General features: G+C 59.4%; 18 protein-coding genes. 3 read left to right on the forward strand and 15 right to left on the reverse strand.

Going from position 1 to position 15,272, the window contains the following annotated elements; genetic code table 11:
- Positions 1–372: 372 nt before the first annotated feature.
- The 6 genes from KHO33_RS35350 to KHO33_RS35375 all read right to left on the reverse strand — a co-directional run bounded on the left by KHO33_RS35350 (position 373) and on the right by KHO33_RS35375 (position 5,849).
- Positions 373–1,089 carry an RNA polymerase sigma factor gene (locus KHO33_RS35350; RefSeq protein WP_200567420.1) on the reverse strand — a complete coding sequence of 239 codons (717 nt, stop codon included), beginning with the start codon at positions 1,087–1,089 and terminating at the stop codon, positions 373–375.
- A gap of 39 nt (positions 1,090–1,128) precedes the next feature.
- Positions 1,129–1,443 carry a cupredoxin domain-containing protein gene (locus KHO33_RS35355; protein WP_268963039.1) on the reverse strand — a complete coding sequence of 105 codons (315 nt, stop codon included), beginning with the start codon at positions 1,441–1,443 and terminating at the stop codon, positions 1,129–1,131.
- Positions 1,444–1,498: 55 nt separating this feature from the next.
- A complete protein-coding gene (locus tag KHO33_RS35360) occupies positions 1,499–2,044 on the reverse strand; it encodes a DUF4142 domain-containing protein (RefSeq protein WP_200567421.1) in 546 nt (181 codons plus the stop codon).
- A gap of 328 nt (positions 2,045–2,372) precedes the next feature.
- Positions 2,373–4,163, reverse strand: a complete 1,791-nt coding sequence (locus KHO33_RS35365; RefSeq protein ID WP_200567422.1) for a chloride channel protein — start codon at positions 4,161–4,163, stop codon at positions 2,373–2,375.
- Positions 4,164–4,182: 19 nt separating this feature from the next.
- Positions 4,183–4,596: a MarR family winged helix-turn-helix transcriptional regulator gene (locus tag KHO33_RS35370; RefSeq protein WP_200567423.1), complete on the reverse strand. Its 414-nt coding sequence runs from the start codon at positions 4,594–4,596 to the stop codon at positions 4,183–4,185.
- A gap of 89 nt (positions 4,597–4,685) precedes the next feature.
- The gene (locus KHO33_RS35375) at positions 4,686–5,849 is read right to left on the reverse strand and encodes an HPP family protein (RefSeq protein WP_200567424.1); all 1,164 of its coding nucleotides are present in this window, start codon (positions 5,847–5,849) and stop codon (positions 4,686–4,688) included.
- A 530-nt stretch (positions 5,850–6,379) separates the two neighbouring features.
- Here KHO33_RS35375 and KHO33_RS35380 point away from each other — a divergent pair.
- Positions 6,380–6,697 carry a DUF1840 domain-containing protein gene (locus KHO33_RS35380; protein ID WP_200567425.1) on the forward strand — a complete coding sequence of 106 codons (318 nt, stop codon included), beginning with the start codon at positions 6,380–6,382 and terminating at the stop codon, positions 6,695–6,697.
- A gap of 465 nt (positions 6,698–7,162) precedes the next feature.
- Here the strand turns inward: KHO33_RS35380 and KHO33_RS35385 are convergent, their stop codons facing one another.
- From KHO33_RS35385 to KHO33_RS35395, 3 genes are all read right to left on the reverse strand, one after another.
- Positions 7,163–7,324, reverse strand: a complete 162-nt coding sequence (locus KHO33_RS35385; protein ID WP_200567426.1) for a hypothetical protein — start codon at positions 7,322–7,324, stop codon at positions 7,163–7,165.
- 77 nt (positions 7,325–7,401) lie between these two features.
- The gene (locus tag KHO33_RS35390; RefSeq protein WP_200567427.1) at positions 7,402–7,836 is read right to left on the reverse strand and encodes a universal stress protein; all 435 of its coding nucleotides are present in this window, start codon (positions 7,834–7,836) and stop codon (positions 7,402–7,404) included.
- A gap of 70 nt (positions 7,837–7,906) precedes the next feature.
- Complete coding sequence (locus KHO33_RS35395) at positions 7,907–8,092, reverse strand: hypothetical protein (RefSeq protein ID WP_200567428.1); 186 nt, start codon at positions 8,090–8,092, stop codon at positions 7,907–7,909.
- 513 nt (positions 8,093–8,605) lie between these two features.
- Between KHO33_RS35395 and KHO33_RS35400 the strand changes: the two genes are divergently transcribed.
- Positions 8,606–8,746 carry a hypothetical protein gene (locus KHO33_RS35400; protein ID WP_200567429.1) on the forward strand — a complete coding sequence of 47 codons (141 nt, stop codon included), beginning with the start codon at positions 8,606–8,608 and terminating at the stop codon, positions 8,744–8,746.
- Between the two features lie 513 nt (positions 8,747–9,259).
- Here the strand turns inward: KHO33_RS35400 and KHO33_RS35405 are convergent.
- The 6 genes from KHO33_RS35405 to KHO33_RS35430 form a co-directional block, all read right to left on the reverse strand.
- Positions 9,260–9,508: a hypothetical protein gene (locus KHO33_RS35405; protein ID WP_200567430.1), complete on the reverse strand. Its 249-nt coding sequence runs from the start codon at positions 9,506–9,508 to the stop codon at positions 9,260–9,262.
- 129 nt (positions 9,509–9,637) lie between these two features.
- Entirely contained in the window at positions 9,638–9,877 is a 240-nt protein-coding gene (locus KHO33_RS35410; RefSeq protein ID WP_200567431.1) for a hypothetical protein, read from the reverse strand.
- Positions 9,878–10,892: 1,015 nt separating this feature from the next.
- Positions 10,893–11,180: a hypothetical protein gene (locus KHO33_RS35415; protein ID WP_200567432.1), complete on the reverse strand. Its 288-nt coding sequence runs from the start codon at positions 11,178–11,180 to the stop codon at positions 10,893–10,895.
- Positions 11,181–11,420: 240 nt separating this feature from the next.
- The gene (locus tag KHO33_RS35420; protein WP_211629254.1) at positions 11,421–11,663 is read right to left on the reverse strand and encodes a hypothetical protein; all 243 of its coding nucleotides are present in this window, start codon (positions 11,661–11,663) and stop codon (positions 11,421–11,423) included.
- A gap of 316 nt (positions 11,664–11,979) precedes the next feature.
- Positions 11,980–12,231, reverse strand: a complete 252-nt coding sequence (locus tag KHO33_RS35425) for a hypothetical protein (protein ID WP_200567433.1) — start codon at positions 12,229–12,231, stop codon at positions 11,980–11,982.
- Entirely contained in the window at positions 12,228–12,629 is a 402-nt protein-coding gene (locus KHO33_RS35430; RefSeq protein ID WP_200567434.1) for an NUDIX hydrolase, read from the reverse strand. Before KHO33_RS35430 ends, KHO33_RS35425 begins: the two co-directional genes overlap by 4 nt.
- A gap of 428 nt (positions 12,630–13,057) precedes the next feature.
- Between KHO33_RS35430 and KHO33_RS35435 the strand changes: the two genes are divergently transcribed.
- On the forward strand, positions 13,058–15,148 hold the full coding sequence (locus KHO33_RS35435) for a Na/Pi cotransporter family protein (RefSeq protein ID WP_200567435.1): 2,091 nt from the start codon (positions 13,058–13,060) through the stop codon (positions 15,146–15,148).
- Positions 15,149–15,272 lie beyond the last annotated feature (124 nt).

A 15,272-nucleotide genomic window follows, 5' to 3' on the forward strand; every position in this document is an offset into this window, starting at 1 on the left:
CTGCCAGGGCCGGTCGCTTCGACGCAACTCAGCACGAGTCGACTGCCAGGTCCTGCTTCGGCGCTGAGCGTGGCAGTGTGGAATTCGGTATCGGTGCACCGCCATTCGACACGAAAGTCCATGTGGTCCCCGTGGCATCCTTTGGATGGCGCACCGGGGAGTGCCTTTTGCAGGATGTACGGGCAGGTCTGCAATCCGTCGCACTGACGCGCGAGGTCATGAGTCGCATCGCGTCGTGACGTTCCGCAGTTCGTGCCATAGGTACCCGATATGATCCTGATCGCCCGCGCTTCCGCGCTCGAGCTTGCCGTCACGGCGAGAATGCCCGCTATCGCCCAGATGCAGCGACAGGCGCCGACGAGAAGAGGCGATTTATATCGCCGGTGCGCTACCGTTCTGGTCATCCTTGCCAGCTACTCGCGAAAGGACGTTGGCGACCAGCCGGTCGCAGTGGGCGCCGCCGAATTCGAATACGTCACGCTCGGCGAGATCGATATCGTGTGCCAACGATTCGCGCAGAAGGCTCCTGGCGCGGAAATGCCGGCTGCGCACTGTCGCTTCCGGGATGTCGAGACACTGTGCCGTCTCCTCGACGCTTAATTCCTCGACAGAACGCAGCACAAACACAACGCGAAAGACTTCCGGCAGTTCATCCAGCTTGCGCTCGAGCAAGGCTCTCAACTCGGCGCGCGCTACCGCCTTGTCTGGGGAGTCGGAATCTTGCGCGGTCATGGCATCGATATCGACATGGGTGTTCGCGTCCACCATGGGAATTACGTTCTGCCGGCGTGCCGCCCGGCGCAGGCGTCCATAGCATTCGTTGAGGACCAGGCGGGACAGCCAGGTAAAGAGCGTCGCATCTCCGCGAAACCGGGTAATCGATCTGTGGGCTGACAGATACGCGGCCTGCAGCGCGTCTTCCGCTTCTGTTCCGTCACGCAAGGTGGCGCGTGCCAGACGATACAGGCGCCGATTGTGCTGCCGCATCAGCCATTCGAACGCTGATCGATCTCCCGCGACGATGCGGCGGACCACCTCGCGTTCGTCGCCTGCGGCAAACGTTGAATGTGCTTCAGCGATGTCTGTCATGGCCGCCTCGCCGGGTCGCCCTCACTCATCTTTTATCCCTCATTGCACGATCAGTGTGCCACGCATTGTGGTGTGGAGCGTGCACAAGTACCGATAACGGCCCGTCTGGCGCGCCACGTAACTCCACGATGCATTTGGCGAGATTTCGTGTGAATCGAACGCCTTCGACATTCCAGTCACCGTATGAGGAAACAGATCCCTGTTCACCCACACCACACGATCTCCGCGGTGCACCGTAAGCACCGGCGGATCGAAGCGCATCTGTTCGATAACGACCTGGTACGTTGTGCCTGCGGCCTCGCAAAAGCCCGCCAGCGAAGTCGCCATGATCGCAACGAAAGCGTAGGCAAGGATAAAGGCGCTGGTGCGTAACCTGCCCCGGCGCTGTCCGGCTACGCAGAGTGCCGGATTACCCACCGCTCTTGCCCAACTCAGCCTGCAGATGCTTCGCGTGCTCGAGATGCGCGACAAAGGCCGGACGCACCTTGACGAGAAGCGCCTTCAGTTCGGCGTTCTGCGCATTCGGAATCAACGTCTTGTCCAGCGCGTCGAGGACGCTCTCGTGGTAAGTCACCTCGTGGTCGATATACGCCCGGTCGAACTGTGGGCCCTTCAGCGTTTTCAGGTTGGCGAGGTTCCCGTCACCGCCTTGCTTGAGGCTCTGGCTCGTCGGATTGTCTTCCGGCGTCACGCCGAGTTTATGCACAAGGTCGGTGGCGGCCTTGTTGACGCCGCTATGATCGGTGATCATGCGTTGCGCGAACGCTTTGACATCCTTCGACTTCGTTTTCGATTCCGCGAGCTTGCCCGCGTCGATATCCACCTGATTGGCGGTCACGACGATAGCGGCGATCTGAGGATCAGTGGGACCAGCGCTCTGTGCCCAGCCAGGGAGGCTGGTAAACGTGAGTGCGCTGGCGAGTGCGCCGAACAGTGCTGCGCTGATTATCTTCATGTCGCATCTCCGGAGTAATCATGGCAAGTCCGAGTCGGTCCGCACGCGATCCGGGGCCGATTCGATCCTGGATACGGTATTGGATGTCACGTGTGCGAATCCCGTTCCCGTTTACGGACACGGCCCGCGATGCGCGTTTCTTTGACACGGTTGCGGAATGGCCATGAGGAGCGCGACATGGCTTCGCAACGTGGGGACGATATTGTCCAGAGAACGGGTGCTGAATCAGCGGGAAATGCAGGAGGGGCGGGAAAGGCAGGCGAGGTGTGCCCCCGAAGGGGCACGGAAGAAGCGCGTATCTGTGCCTGGCAGCCGACTAGCCGCTGACCTACGGAACCGGAGGAAAGTGCCGCTTGCCGGCGTGGATTGGCAAGCGCCGGAAGCGTTCTTTCTTGTGCTCTTCGTCGAAGTGGGCAAGAGACGGCTTGACCAGATCGCTGCGCGACACAATGCCGACCAGTTGCAACGTCTCGGAGTCCGTGACTACGGGCAAGCGTTCGAGACCGTGCACCGCAAGCCGAGTTGCGACGAGCCGGCAGGTTTCGCTCGGCAATGCAAATGCGGGGGAACGGTGGCGCAACACGTCAGCGAGGCGCGACTCGAGCGAATCCGCGGCCTCGTCATCACGAATTTTTTCCAGTAGCGCCCGATCGACCACACCCGTCAGCAGGCCCTGACGCACGACCGGATAGGCGCGATGTGTCTGGGTCGCTCCGAAGAACGTCGCTAGCGCTTCACTCACGGACATATCGCCATCGATTGTCTCGACCGTACGCGACATCACCTCATCGACGTGGTGGCGCTCAAGCGGATCGACGCCGTATTCCCGGTAGATGTGATAGCCACGCCGGGCAATTTTCTCGGTCATGATGGAGCGCTTCATGACGACCGTTGCAAACCCGTGCGCGATCAGCGTCGCAGCGAGCAGCGGCAGCAATGCGTTGCTGTCGTGCGTGAGGCCGAAAGCGAACACGATGGCTGTCAACGGCGCGCCCAGCGTGGCACCAAGTGTGGCCGCCATGCAGACGAGCGGCCACAGGGCTGGTTCACCGCCAGGCAACACGTGACCGAGCACGACGCCGAGCCCCGCACCCAGCATGAGCAACGGCGCCAGGACACCGCCTGAAGTGCCCGAGCCCAACGCCACGACCCAGATGATCGCCTTCACGATCAGGATCGCCAAAGCGATCTGAATGGCAATGTGCTGGTGCAACAGATCGCCGATCACATCGTAGCCGACGCCCAGCGCGCGAGGTTCGAGAAAGCCGCCGATGCCGACGACGAGGCCGCCGAGCGCGGGCCACCACATCCAGTGAATGGGCAGCTTGCCGAACAGGTCTTCAGTCTTGTACAAAGCGGCTGACAGGCCCGACGCGAGCGCGCCGGACATCAGGCCTGCAATGACGCAGGACACCAGCGACAGCGCGCCGGGCGGCGCAGTCTCGAGCGGAAACAGCGGCCCCGTGCCGAAGAATGCCGCACGCGCAAAACCCGCGACGGCGCACGCGAGCGCGACCGGCAGAAAACTACGCGGACGCCATTCGAACAGCAGCAGTTCGACCGCCAGCAGCACGGCCGCCACTGGTGTACCAAAGACCGCCGTCATGCCTGCCGCCGCGCCGGCGACCAGCAACGTCTTGCGCTCCGCGGACGTGACCTTCACGCACTGCGCGATCAGCGACCCCAGTGCACCGCCTGTCATGATGATCGGGCCTTCCGCGCCGAACGGCCCGCCGCTGCCGATCACAATGCCGGACGACAGCGGTTTGAGAATCGCCACTTTCGGCGACATGCGGCTCTTGCCGAACAGGATGGCTTCGATCGCTTCGGGAATGCCGTGGCCACGGATCTTCTCCGAGCCATAACGGGCCATGAAACCCACGATGAGGCCGCCGATCACAGGAACGACCACCACCCAGATACCTAACGTGTTGAGGGCCGGCGAGCGGTCCGCAAACGAAAATTGCTGGAAGAAAAACAGATTGGTGAACAGATGAATCAGGCTCAACAGCACAAATGCCGCGAGCGTGCTCAGGGCGCCGATCCCCGCAGCGAGTGCGGAAATGCCGGGAAGTCGCGCGTTGGTGGAAAAATCGCGCTTATGGGTATCGAGACTCATGGGGACTCAAAAAGGTGACTCAGAAATCAATCCGGGGAACATTAAACGCGCCCTCAAGCGACTTCAGTTCGGCGCGGTGCATTTCGGCGAGACGGGCCAGCACCTGCTCGCCCGCTTTCAACAGATGAACCTCGACCTGGCGGCGGTCCGTCTCACTGACTTTTCTGCGGACCAGATCGAGCGCCTCACAACGGGATACGAGCGCGACCACGCCGTGATGCTGCGCCTGAAGCCGTTCCGCAAGCTCGCCGACGGTCGCCCAGTCGCGCTCCGGATAACCCTTGATATGCAGGAGCAGCAGATACTGCAACGGTGTGATGCCTTCGCCCTGGGCGGCCTGCTCAGAAAAACGCTCAAAGCGCCGCATCTGGTAGCGAAACTCGGACAACTGCTCGAAGTCCGTCTTGGTCAAGCCGCGAGCGAGTGTTTTCATCGGCGTTCCGTGGAGAAATAAGTAAAACTCTAATTATATCGCGCCGTGATATTTATGCGTGTGAGCATGCGCAAGCGTCTGTGATAGCGCTATGCCGCGCGTCGCTGCTTCGCGTAAGCCTGACGATAAAGTCCCGCGATGAGGTCGGCCTGCGTGATCATTCCGGCGAGCCGCTGATTCGAGTCCAGAACCGGGATGTGGTGGTGTCCATAGTTCGCAAACACCGGCACCAGTTCGACGATCGGCGTCGCAGCGTCGACCGTGTGAACGTCGACGTTCATCAACGCACCGACGAGCGGCGCCGGCGTGATGCTGCGCCGGAACCAGCGTTGCATGGGTGACGACAAACCGGTCCCTTTGCTATACGCCCGTTTGTCGACAAGATCGGCGCGGGTCACTATGCCGATCACGTGCTGCCTTTCGTCAGTGACCGGAAGTGCTTTGATATGGCGCTGCTTCAGCAGACTCCATGCGGCCGACGCCCTCGTGTTCGCCGATACGGCGACCAGCGAGCGCGACATGATGTCCGCGCACGTCAGTTCATTGAACGTGCGGGCGTAGGCCTGCAACTGAACGTCGCGCAGCAGGGACTCCAGATCGTCCGTGTCGATATCGAGCAATTCCCCGCGCCGGTTCAGCACCGCCTCGAGATCCGCGCGCGTGAAACCTTCGTTCGCCGCCGCAGAAGACGCGGCCGCGCCTTTGCCCGGACCCTGCGCGACGTGCGGATATCGATGCCCGGTCGCAGCGTGATAGACGATAGCCGCGCAGAGCAGCATCACCGACTGGATCGCAATCGGCTCAGCCACAAATCGATAGCCGAGCGCGTGCACAGCAGGACCGCCCAGAACCGCGGTCAGCGCGACCGCGCCCGACGGAGGGTGAACACACCGCAGCGCGAACATCGCACAGATCGCCAGCGAAACGGCCAAAGCGGCGGCGCCTACCGGATCGGCAATCCAGCCTGCGCAGGCAACGCCGACCGTCGCAGAGACGATATTGCCGCCGATGATGGACCACGGTTGCGCAAGCGGACTGGCGGGAACCGCAAACAGCAGCACGGCCGAAGCGCCCATTGGCGCCACGAGGAGCGGAATGTTCGCTGCCGGCCCGAGAAGGACGTGCATTGTCCCGCCGGTGAACGCAATCCCAAGCAATGCGCCGAGACACGATCTCAGGCGTTCCGGCCACCGGACGGCGATGGGATGGGGAGCGAAGCTGGAAAACCAGCGAACAAGAGCGTAGCGGGACAAGATTCGAATAGGAAAGTAAGGGGGCGGTATCACATGGGACGAGGCCACACCTTACGGCGAAATCCTCGCGAAACGAAAGAACGCGTCGTCATGATTATATTTCATTGTGATATAAAGGTGCGCTCCGGATCGTCAACGCCCAGCAGTACCGGGCTGGCCAGGGGTTAAGCCTGGTACTGTGCATGGTTCAGATTGGTCCTGCTGACGGCATTCGCAGCTTGAATAGATCACATCGTGATATAAAATGAAGGCAGGCCTTCTCGTGACGGACTCTTGAACAGGAGCAGTCCGGATGAAACAACAAGGATGATTTGTCTGGATGGCATGCGCCCATGGGGATGCCGTGCTTCGCTCCGATGCATAAAGCCAGTCATCGTGAAGGCCCCCGGCCGCCATCACAGGATGACGATCACCGGTTCCGCCCGGCGTGTTGCGTCACAGCGCAAAGACGCGTTGCATGAGCCTGCGGGGGCAAGCCCGAATGGCTTTTCGGTGCGATAGCGCAATATAGATCGAAGCAAGGAGCCATCATGCTGATCACATTTCAATCGCCCGCCACGCCCGATGTCGTCATGCTCAGAGATCTCGCGCAATATCTGCTGGGTCTCGTGGGCAAGCGGCTCGATACGCGCGGGGTCATTCTCCACGATGAGTTGCCGCGTGCAATCAGTCGTCTCGAAACGGCGATTTCGGACGATGAAAAAGCGGAGATCGCCCTCGAATCACTGCAGTATTCCCACGAACGCCGTCAGGAATCCGGCAGTGGACTTTCGCAGCGGGCCTGGCCATTCCTCGACATGATGCGTGAAGCCAGCAAACAGAATGCCGACATTATCTGGGGGCTGTAGACGCCGCATAGCAGCGCGAGTTCATGCCGGTTGCGTGCCGCACCGCCCGCTGAAGGACGCCCGGATGAAACGATGGATTGCACCGCGCCTGTTCGCAGCGACTTTCGCCGCGTGCGGCATCTGTGCGCCGGCTTGGGCAGGCGCGCATCCCTGCGCCCAATCACAAGATGCTGGCTCAAGATCGTGCGTCAACCGGAACGTCGGCGAGCCAGTCAGGACTTGGGGGGCTGCGCCAGCCAATGAAGCGGCTGCGCCTTATTTCCCTGATATTCCGATGAGGGTGGTCAGCGCGTACGGCCGTACGACGCTCGATATGCTATCGAGCGGACCCTTTATGCTGGTGAAGTGGCCGAACGGCTGCTGCCCCGACAGTAGACGATGGCACACGGGAGACATGCGTCACAAGCACACTGGCGACGACCAGCACGTGATCTTTCTCTGGCCAGCACTGTAGACGAACCGTCGTCACCGTCGAGGTCCGTGAAGCGTGCGGTTCCACCAGTGCTTGCCGGCGGCATGCCGGAAGATCCGTTCGCGAGGATTGTCTCCCGGAGCCTGTGCAATGACAAAAAGGACCACCAGCACCAGCACTGCGCCCGCAATAACAATCTGCACCAGAAGATCCATTATCATCTTCGCCTCCATCAGGGTTGTGCGTTCAATAAGAGCTCCTGGCCGCCACGATTCAAATTCGCGCAGGACCGTCAGGCGGCCACCTTGAACAGGACGCCGCAAGATACGCGATCAAGCAGCAATGCGTGGTTTTCGCCCGACCACCAGCGCGCAAAGAAACCGTGCGGATGATGTCCAATGACGATCAGGTCGACCTTCAATGCGTCCGCCAGGCGGGAAATCTGGTCAATCGCATTTCCGACCGAATAATGTCCCGTTGCAGTCACACCCCATGCCCGCAGCCAGTCAATTCCCTCACGCAGGGTCTCTCGTGCCGCCTGCTCATCGACTTCGAATTTCATCGACGACATAACGTCGAACCCGTTTGACCAGTAGGTGTAGTCGAAGACCGAGAGCAGATGGGTTTCAGCTTGCAACTGCTGCGCGAGGGCCGCACCGAAACGCAGCGCGAGGCGCCCTTCGGGTGTGGCGTCGTAGCAGAGAAGGATCCGGTTGAACGGGGCCATGGTGAATTCCTTTGCCAACCTTCGCGGCATCGTCCAGTCGAGCGATCGGACTGGCCCTCCACGAAATTGTTCAGGTGAACATCGGTACGGCCTCGATCAGCACGAAACCCAGTAACGCGCCCACTGCTGCACCCAGTAGCTTGGGATGCCAGCGTTGCAACTGCAGCGTGCTGAGCAGCTCGCCAACCAGGATCGTGCCAAGCAGTGCAAACGCAATCAGCAGGTAGCTGATTTCAAAATCGTTATTAATGACCATTGCGCCTTCTCCTTCATGTAGCAGTGAGACTGCGTCGTCAAACCCTCGAGTGAAGTTTTTTTGCCGGCAAACCGTGGCCGCTGTCGCGGGTCCAGGTTTTCTCTGGCACCGGTTGCATTTTCAATGCAACCCGGATTCCGATGCGAACGCCTGATCCAATTATATATCACGCCGTGATATATGGGGTCATCTGCTCTGCCAACAGCGAGGTGATCGAGGTCGCTGCCGGAAACGTACGATGAATGAGGATGAATGAGGATGAATGGGCTCGCTCAACCTCCTCCGCTACTAGCGGGAGCACAGGAGAACGGTCCTCTTGACGAATCTGGCAGATCGGAAGAACATCAAGATGTGAGATATTTCACGACCCAGTAATGACCTCGATCGCGGCTCTGATCTGGAGAGATGAGGCGATCGACGCCCGTAAAGCCGCACTCGCGTGACGTTTTCCACATTGCAATACAGGCCCAACGATTACCGCCGGGCCACCAGGAAATTCTAGGGAGGAAAGTCATGACTGACGTTGACGAAAAACTCAGGCCTCCGCAACCGGTGAAGCACAGCGATAACGAGAAAAGCAAGATGCCGCGACGTGACGAAGCGGAAGCCAGGCGCGTCAGGACGCGTGGCGAAGGTGAGCCGCCTGTGGAGTGATACGTCACGCCTCCTGTCCAGTGCATGGAGCGGTCTGGCCGCCTGGAGCCTCGACGAGAGTATGTGATGCCGGATATCGCGCCGTATCAATCTGGTGCGGTGGTCACGTTGCTGCCCATTTACGCGCCCGGGGACGCTTCCAGTTCTGCAAGACGTTTGCGCAGTAGGCAATCCTCCTGAGCCGTTCAAGGTCACTTTGACGGGTCTTCTCAGGTGGGGAAGCATCATTCCAGCGCGATGTGACGCACGTCGTGGGGAGCGTACGCGGCGAAAAAAAGCCGGCGCGAAGCCGGCTTGAAAGGAACTAGCGTCCGGGTGAGCTAGAACCTGAGAACTCCGCATGGTATGCGGAATAGATTATGAGACGCTTACGCCTGAAACGCCTCGCTCAGATTTGAGCCGCGCTGCGTCGAACGAAGAAATCGCGGGGGAAGAGGCCGGATAGCCTGTCTGACTACCAGTCAAACGGTGATCGTGGGTAAGCGCGCGATTGGCGACCTGCGCTATCGATCGCTAGGCGTATGCACCTTTGGCGGCAGTGATTTCGAGAAGATTCTCATGAATCCACTCGATCGCCCATTTGTTCGAGAACGCTATGGCCTCAGCCTCAGTGGCGAAATCTGGAAGGTTTATGGACGCGAAGATCGCGACCTGTTCGTGGGTGGCGGGGTGGACCTGAGAAATCCGCGCTTGCGCAAAAAAGCGACCGACGGAGAACGTGGGAACGCTGTCGACGCAGAAGCTACTGTTGGGGAGTCGCATCACTGATCTCCATTGAATAAGTAGCCGTAGCCATGGCTCTGCTTCTCTGTCGTCTGCGATATCCGGGAGTGCTCGACTGAGGTCAACAGCAGCAATTACAGACGTTCAGCGGAGACATGCAGTCCACGCTTACGGCCTGGTAAATTTGAAGTCGAGCACTGTTGCTGCGGCATCCGGCTTGCCCCGACGTTGCAGATCCTCTGCAAGCAGTTTCTGAAAGAGTGTTTCTTCCCGTTCGCCGTGCTGTTTGCGAAATTCGCCGCGAACTTCAGCGATAGCTCTGTTCCGCGTGTCCGGATTCAGGGTGCTGCTGATGTACGAACAACGTTGTGCCAGTTCAAGCACGTAAACTGCTCGAGCATTCGCCATGGCGGCGCCATCTGTTTTCCCCGTTGCATCACGTCTGTCAATTTTTTATGTACGCGCACATCCACTGCCGAGCTTGCAATCAGTGGCGCATGATCGCGTGGAACTAATTTATCGGAGGCTGCTGAAGGAAATCTTAAGAATCGTTATCTCGTGACCTGGGACAGCCGTCGATGCGTGTGTATTGCAAAAAAAGCCGGCACGAAGCCGGCTTTGAAAAGGTCTAGCTTCCGAGGGGCAGCTAGAACCTGAGAGAAGGCAAGCCCGTGCCGAACCTTGAACTAGCATACGAAAACCCGGCAGGACCTGAGGCCCGCCCCGCGTCTGAAGCAGTCTTATATGCCTGCGGAGGACCGCCGAACCGCACTCGACGCCAGTTGGACTCCGCACCTTTTGATGGTCGCCCGGTTGTCCTAGGATAGGACATTTAAGGCGTCACCGTTGGCTCGCCGAACGACGACAAGGAGCGACATGCCATGCACGCTGATCCCGTGGAATATAAGGCATCGACGATCATGCCTCTGGCCCCGGTTTCCATCTCAGGCTACGCAGCAGCAGTGATAGTTACGCACCCGAATGGCAAACGTGAAACATTTGGCATCCTTGGTTACTTCGCATCCGAGGGTGCGGCGTGCAGGTTTGCGATTGAATACGCCAAGGCCCATATCGACGGTCGGCGACGTCCGAAGCCGCCGTTTTCCCTTCGATAAGTCCGCGAGAGTCGTTTGCCGTCGAAGTTCGCGGCGCTGCGGCTTGCGCAAAATGCGGAAGAGGGGCTGAAGTATAAAAAAGCCGCAGACATTGCTGCGGCCCAAACACACACGTCGCGCAAGAGGCGCTGACGTGGTTCCATGCTACACATCCCTGGTTGCCTGGCAATCGGGTGTCTCGTCTGAATATTTGCGAGACGCCGCATTGGCGCATCTGCGCTAGCTAGGTTTATTTCAACCGCTGACGCAGCCGTTGCGAAATGGGTACATCGCCGGTCGTTCGGCATCAGGGCTGCGTATCTGGACTTTCACCTGGCCGAGGCCTTCTCCGACATATCGTCCTGCTGTGTCGATGAATCAACGTCCGTGGTGGCGAGGCTATCGTCGCGCGCGTCGATCCATTCAATCGCCCATTGGCGCGCAAGCTCGATCGCCTCGTCTTCGTTATCGAACCAGGCCAGATTGCGCTCGATGTGCATTTCAGTGTCCGCATCATCGTCAGGCGATGCCTGGATGATCCGCGCATGTGCGAAGAACTGTCCAAGCGCAAATTCCGGGGTCGCGTCAATGACCCAACCGCGGTACTCGTACTTCATGATCACCTCCGATACTTAGCCAATCGGGATTCCAACAGACAAAGCATGGATTCATCAGGTTGTATTCGCTAACCCTCCAAGGTTGAATTACCAGCGTCGGGGCCGGCAAGCAGGCAGCACGTCGTCGTCGGCCGCAATACTGTTATAGACCTACGCCAGTGCTTCGGCACGTCGACAATCGTTTGCCAGCCATTCATGATAGGCCGCCTGTTGGACACGTAGGGCGAGACGAACGGCAAGTTACTGCAGATTTTTCGAGAGCTGCCCGCGCAAGGTGTCTGCCATCTTATGCAGGATGTCTGGCAAAAGAACCTGCGCCTCAAGTGGGCCGACCACGGAATACCCTGATCCCGATTCGCCGTCAATGACGATCACGACTGCGCAGCGCGCGCGAGTCATGTCTCGCACGCGGGTGCATGCGGTGTCGAATAGCCCGGCCGACTCTCCAGCCGGTATGACCGTTGGCTCGAAGTCTGATGTCATCGTGTCCTCGCAAAATGTTTGATCAATCCATAGGATGAAGCGCCATCCTCAGAGAAGTGTATCTCGCCAATGCGGGCGAGTAGAGGACGCCGCCGATAAAGCTGGCAGATTTGGCGATGTGGGCAATAGACGTTCTCGCTGATCGAGCGAAGCGGCGCAGTAGGTCGGCAAAGCGAGCTCAGCAAGGCCGAGTTCGGTCAACAAGAGACAATCGCGGAGCGCCGACAAATGACGGGTCATCGGCCCCACAACAGTCACTCGTCATTGATTCATTCTTAGATGGAAGGCTATGTTTCCGGGACGGCGTGGACGCGTGTCATGAACTGAACAAATCATCGACGATCCGTCGTCCCGCGCTATAGCCGCCCATGAGCGCGTCAGTTTTGCTGAAAAATGGCTTGCCTTGAGATTCGCCAAAACGCAACGGGGAGAAAACGGCAAGAGCGCCACCGGCCTTGCAGATTCTCACGACCGCGACATGGCCCCCACTGCGTCCGACCCGCCAGCTTAAGTCAGCCTCGACGGCCACCTCAACATCGAATCCGTGATAGCGATAAGTGCGGTTCATGGACTCACCTGTTCCGCCTGCTGCGAAATCCGCTGGACGTCGTCCGATACCAGAGTGCGGATATACCGGAAGAAAAGCTCTACGATTCCACGAGTAGGGATGCTGGCGGAAAGCGTCGCTATCTTGACCGGGGCGAACCACCTGCACTTCGCGATCTCGTTGCTGGGCTGTACGCTTGCATGGTGCGCAACGTCAGCGAAAAAGACATAGTGCAAGGTGTTGAAACCGGTAAATTGAAAGAGGTATGTCAACTCACCAGCAACAAGCGTTGTTTCTTCCACCAGTTCACGTCGCGCAGCTTCCAGGGGCGTCTCGTCCCGACGGATTCTCCCGCCGGGTAACGCCCATCTTGATCGTTCTCTGGCAACCAGCAGAATCCGGTTTTCCCGCACACACACGACGGTCGCTCTGTCTTTCGTTCTCTCCCTGTACGCTTGATTTCCTGAGAATCAGTCGAAACCGGCGGTGATGTAACGCCGGCAGACCTTTATCGGGCATTGTAAATGCTGTCCAAAATACGGCGCGGCAATCTCACAGGTGCTATCCCGACAGACACCCCGATGCCGAATGCGAGAATCCGTGAAGAATTGTTGTTTTCCCCTCCAACAATCGGGAAGATATCGCGTTAGACTGGCTCACTACGCGATCGGGCATTTTTTTGCTTATGCAACTCTAGCGTGCTGACCACGCGCCGGGGTAGTTGAGTGCCAGCCATGCTTAAGGGGTTCAGGCAACCGGCATCGATTCGCCGCAACGCTCGGCCACGCAAGGGGCGGGGCAGTGGCGAAGTCGCATGAGCAACGGTTGGACGCCAGGAGTCCAAATCATGATAACGACGTTCACGCTGATCGATCTCGCTGGCTCCGTTGCTCTGCTGCTATTGGGCACCCAGATGGTTCAAACCGGCATGCACCGGGCATTCGGTGCCGGACTTCGATCACTCCTCGGCAGGTCGCTGCGCGGTGGCTTCCGCGCTTTCCTGGCCGGGACGGGTGCGACCGCGGTATTGCAAAGCAGCACGACAACCGGACTCATGATTGAGGGCCTCGCTGCTGAGGGGAGCGTCGGACTTGTGCCAGCGCTTGCGGTAATGCTTGGCGCAAACGTCGGCGTGACATTGATCGTGCAGGTACTGTCGTTCGACCTCGCGGCAGCCGTTTCGCCGGCCCTGATCCTGGTCGGCGCGCTGATGTTCCGCAAGGTATCGAACACACGTGCACACGACCTGGGACGCATGTTCATTGGTCTGGGCTTGATGCTGCTCGCGCTGCACCATCTGCTTGAACTGATGACCGACTACGAGGATGCCCCCAGCCTGCGCATGCTGCTGGGCGCTGCTTCCACCGTACCGGTCGTCGATGTTCTGCTCGCTGCGGGCTTGACCTGGGCCGCGGATTCGAACGTCGCGGCTGTTCTGCTCATCACCTCGCTTTGTGCGCGGAACGTGGTTCCTCCCAATACGGCTTTTGCACTGGTGATGGGCGCGAACCTCGGCACCGCCATCAACCCCGTGCTGGCGGGCACAGGACCATACGATCCCACATCGAAGCGGCTACCGGTCGGAAACCTGCTCACGCGATTGATCGGCGTTGTGGCGGCCCTCGCGGCGCTCGGACCAATCGGCCGCTTCATGGTTACCATGGAACCGGACAACGCACGCGTGGTTGCGGATTTTCACACGCTGTTCAATCTGGTTCTCGCCGGTGTATTCCTGCCAATACTTCCCCTCTATGCGAGCCTCTTAACCCGGTTACTGCCTTCACTCGTGGCGGTCGCTGCTCCGCAGCCGCCGCCTGGCACCGATCCTACCGCGAGGCAGATTCCGAAGGGGGCGGCCGAAACCGCAGCACCCAACGCGCTTCGACTCGCCGATCGTTTTGGCGAGATCCTGTCAGGCACACGTGCGGCACCGACAGATCGCGAGCGGCAGCTCATCGTGGAGATCCGCCAGCGTGGCGATATTCTGGATAGCCTGAACAGCGCGACAAGGAATTACCTGACACCGCCTGATCCGGAGCAACTCGCGGTGAGCGCCCATCCGCGCCTCGATGAAAAAGTACATGTGGCCAATCGCGAGGGGAGCCGTGGAATTGGCGTGAGAGAGGGCAGTGGCCACTCGCTCGAACACGTCGGGCCTGATGGCAACGCGACGACGTTTTACCCTGCAAGCTCACTCTGGCTTACCTTGCAGGATCTCCAGGTCGTTCAGCAACTGGAACCCGCAGAGGGAGAAACGCAATCCACCCTTACTACCTGTGTCCGTGGGACGGCTTCCTTCGATGACGTTCGCCTGTCAATTATTGGGGAACCGGTGAACAGCACGCGCGTGGTCCAGATCTGCTTTGCGGCCAGGGAAATCCGATCGGCAGACCGGCATGGCCTTCGGGAATGGCAAGACGCACTCGGTACAACTTTCTCGGACGTCCCACTGGGCACTGCAAGGCTCGGCTATAACCGCCCGGACAGGGAGATGCAGGAACCCGATCAGTGGTGGGCGTCTTGTCACGTGCCGGAAAGCAGCATGAAGGCGCTCATCGAGGGCGTTGAGGCCGGCCGGCTTGCTGCGGTCAAGGTCGGCCTGTGTCTAAGGAACGTTTATACGTTGGGGCAGGTGTTTGCTGACTTCCCTGGGCAAGCGGTTCTGTTCCTCCGGCCGGGCAAGGAAGGCAGCGCCGCGGAATCGCCGGAAATCGCGAGCGGATACGTTGTTCATCTCGCACTCGATTTCGGAAAAGTCAACTTCGGCCCGCTCGACCACAGCGAGAGATCACACGAGGGGCAACAGCAAACAAACGTAGGCGAGGCGAATTCGATTAATGCACTGGTGGATAAGCTCGGCAAGCTTGTCGCCAGTTTGAAATGGCTTGCAGCACTTGTCGCGGTCCTCGTTGTCGTTTTTGCATTCAAGAATCGATGATTGAACGGTGGCTTGTCCGCGCCGAGTGAATTTTGAGCCACCGCGCCGACCGAGCTTTGAGCCGGGGTGGAGACCGGTCTGAAGAAGGACCGGTTGTGGATAAGTGTATGGGTTTCGGAAGTGC

The organism is Paraburkholderia nemoris, assembly GCF_905221015.1.
Classification (GTDB): domain Bacteria; phylum Pseudomonadota; class Gammaproteobacteria; order Burkholderiales; family Burkholderiaceae; genus Paraburkholderia; species Paraburkholderia nemoris.

What these genes read in the sequence shown, in the direction of transcription:
- KHO33_RS35350 (WP_200567420.1), bottom strand. Translation starts at nt 1,089, where the DNA reads ATGACAGACATCGCTGAAGCACATTCAACGTTTGCCGCAGGCGACGAA.
- KHO33_RS35360 (WP_200567421.1), bottom strand. Translation starts at nt 2,044, where the DNA reads ATGAAGATAATCAGCGCAGCACTGTTCGGCGCACTCGCCAGCGCACTC.
- KHO33_RS35365 (WP_200567422.1), bottom strand. Translation starts at nt 4,163, where the DNA reads ATGAGTCTCGATACCCATAAGCGCGATTTTTCCACCAACGCGCGACTT.
- KHO33_RS35370 (WP_200567423.1), bottom strand. Translation starts at nt 4,596, where the DNA reads ATGAAAACACTCGCTCGCGGCTTGACCAAGACGGACTTCGAGCAGTTG.
- KHO33_RS35380 (WP_200567425.1), top strand. Translation starts at nt 6,380, where the DNA reads ATGCTGATCACATTTCAATCGCCCGCCACGCCCGATGTCGTCATGCTC.
- KHO33_RS35385 (WP_200567426.1), bottom strand. Translation starts at nt 7,324, where the DNA reads ATGGATCTTCTGGTGCAGATTGTTATTGCGGGCGCAGTGCTGGTGCTG.
- KHO33_RS35390 (WP_200567427.1), bottom strand. Translation starts at nt 7,836, where the DNA reads ATGGCCCCGTTCAACCGGATCCTTCTCTGCTACGACGCCACACCCGAA.
- KHO33_RS35395 (WP_200567428.1), bottom strand. Translation starts at nt 8,092, where the DNA reads ATGGTCATTAATAACGATTTTGAAATCAGCTACCTGCTGATTGCGTTT.
- KHO33_RS35400 (WP_200567429.1), top strand. Translation starts at nt 8,606, where the DNA reads ATGACTGACGTTGACGAAAAACTCAGGCCTCCGCAACCGGTGAAGCAC.
- KHO33_RS35405 (WP_200567430.1), bottom strand. Translation starts at nt 9,508, where the DNA reads ATGCGACTCCCCAACAGTAGCTTCTGCGTCGACAGCGTTCCCACGTTC.
- KHO33_RS35410 (WP_200567431.1), bottom strand. Translation starts at nt 9,877, where the DNA reads ATGGCGAATGCTCGAGCAGTTTACGTGCTTGAACTGGCACAACGTTGT.
- KHO33_RS35415 (WP_200567432.1), bottom strand. Translation starts at nt 11,180, where the DNA reads ATGAAGTACGAGTACCGCGGTTGGGTCATTGACGCGACCCCGGAATTT.
- KHO33_RS35420 (WP_211629254.1), bottom strand. Translation starts at nt 11,663, where the DNA reads ATGACATCAGACTTCGAGCCAACGGTCATACCGGCTGGAGAGTCGGCC.
- KHO33_RS35425 (WP_200567433.1), bottom strand. Translation starts at nt 12,231, where the DNA reads ATGAACCGCACTTATCGCTATCACGGATTCGATGTTGAGGTGGCCGTC.
- KHO33_RS35435 (WP_200567435.1), top strand. Translation starts at nt 13,058, where the DNA reads ATGATAACGACGTTCACGCTGATCGATCTCGCTGGCTCCGTTGCTCTG.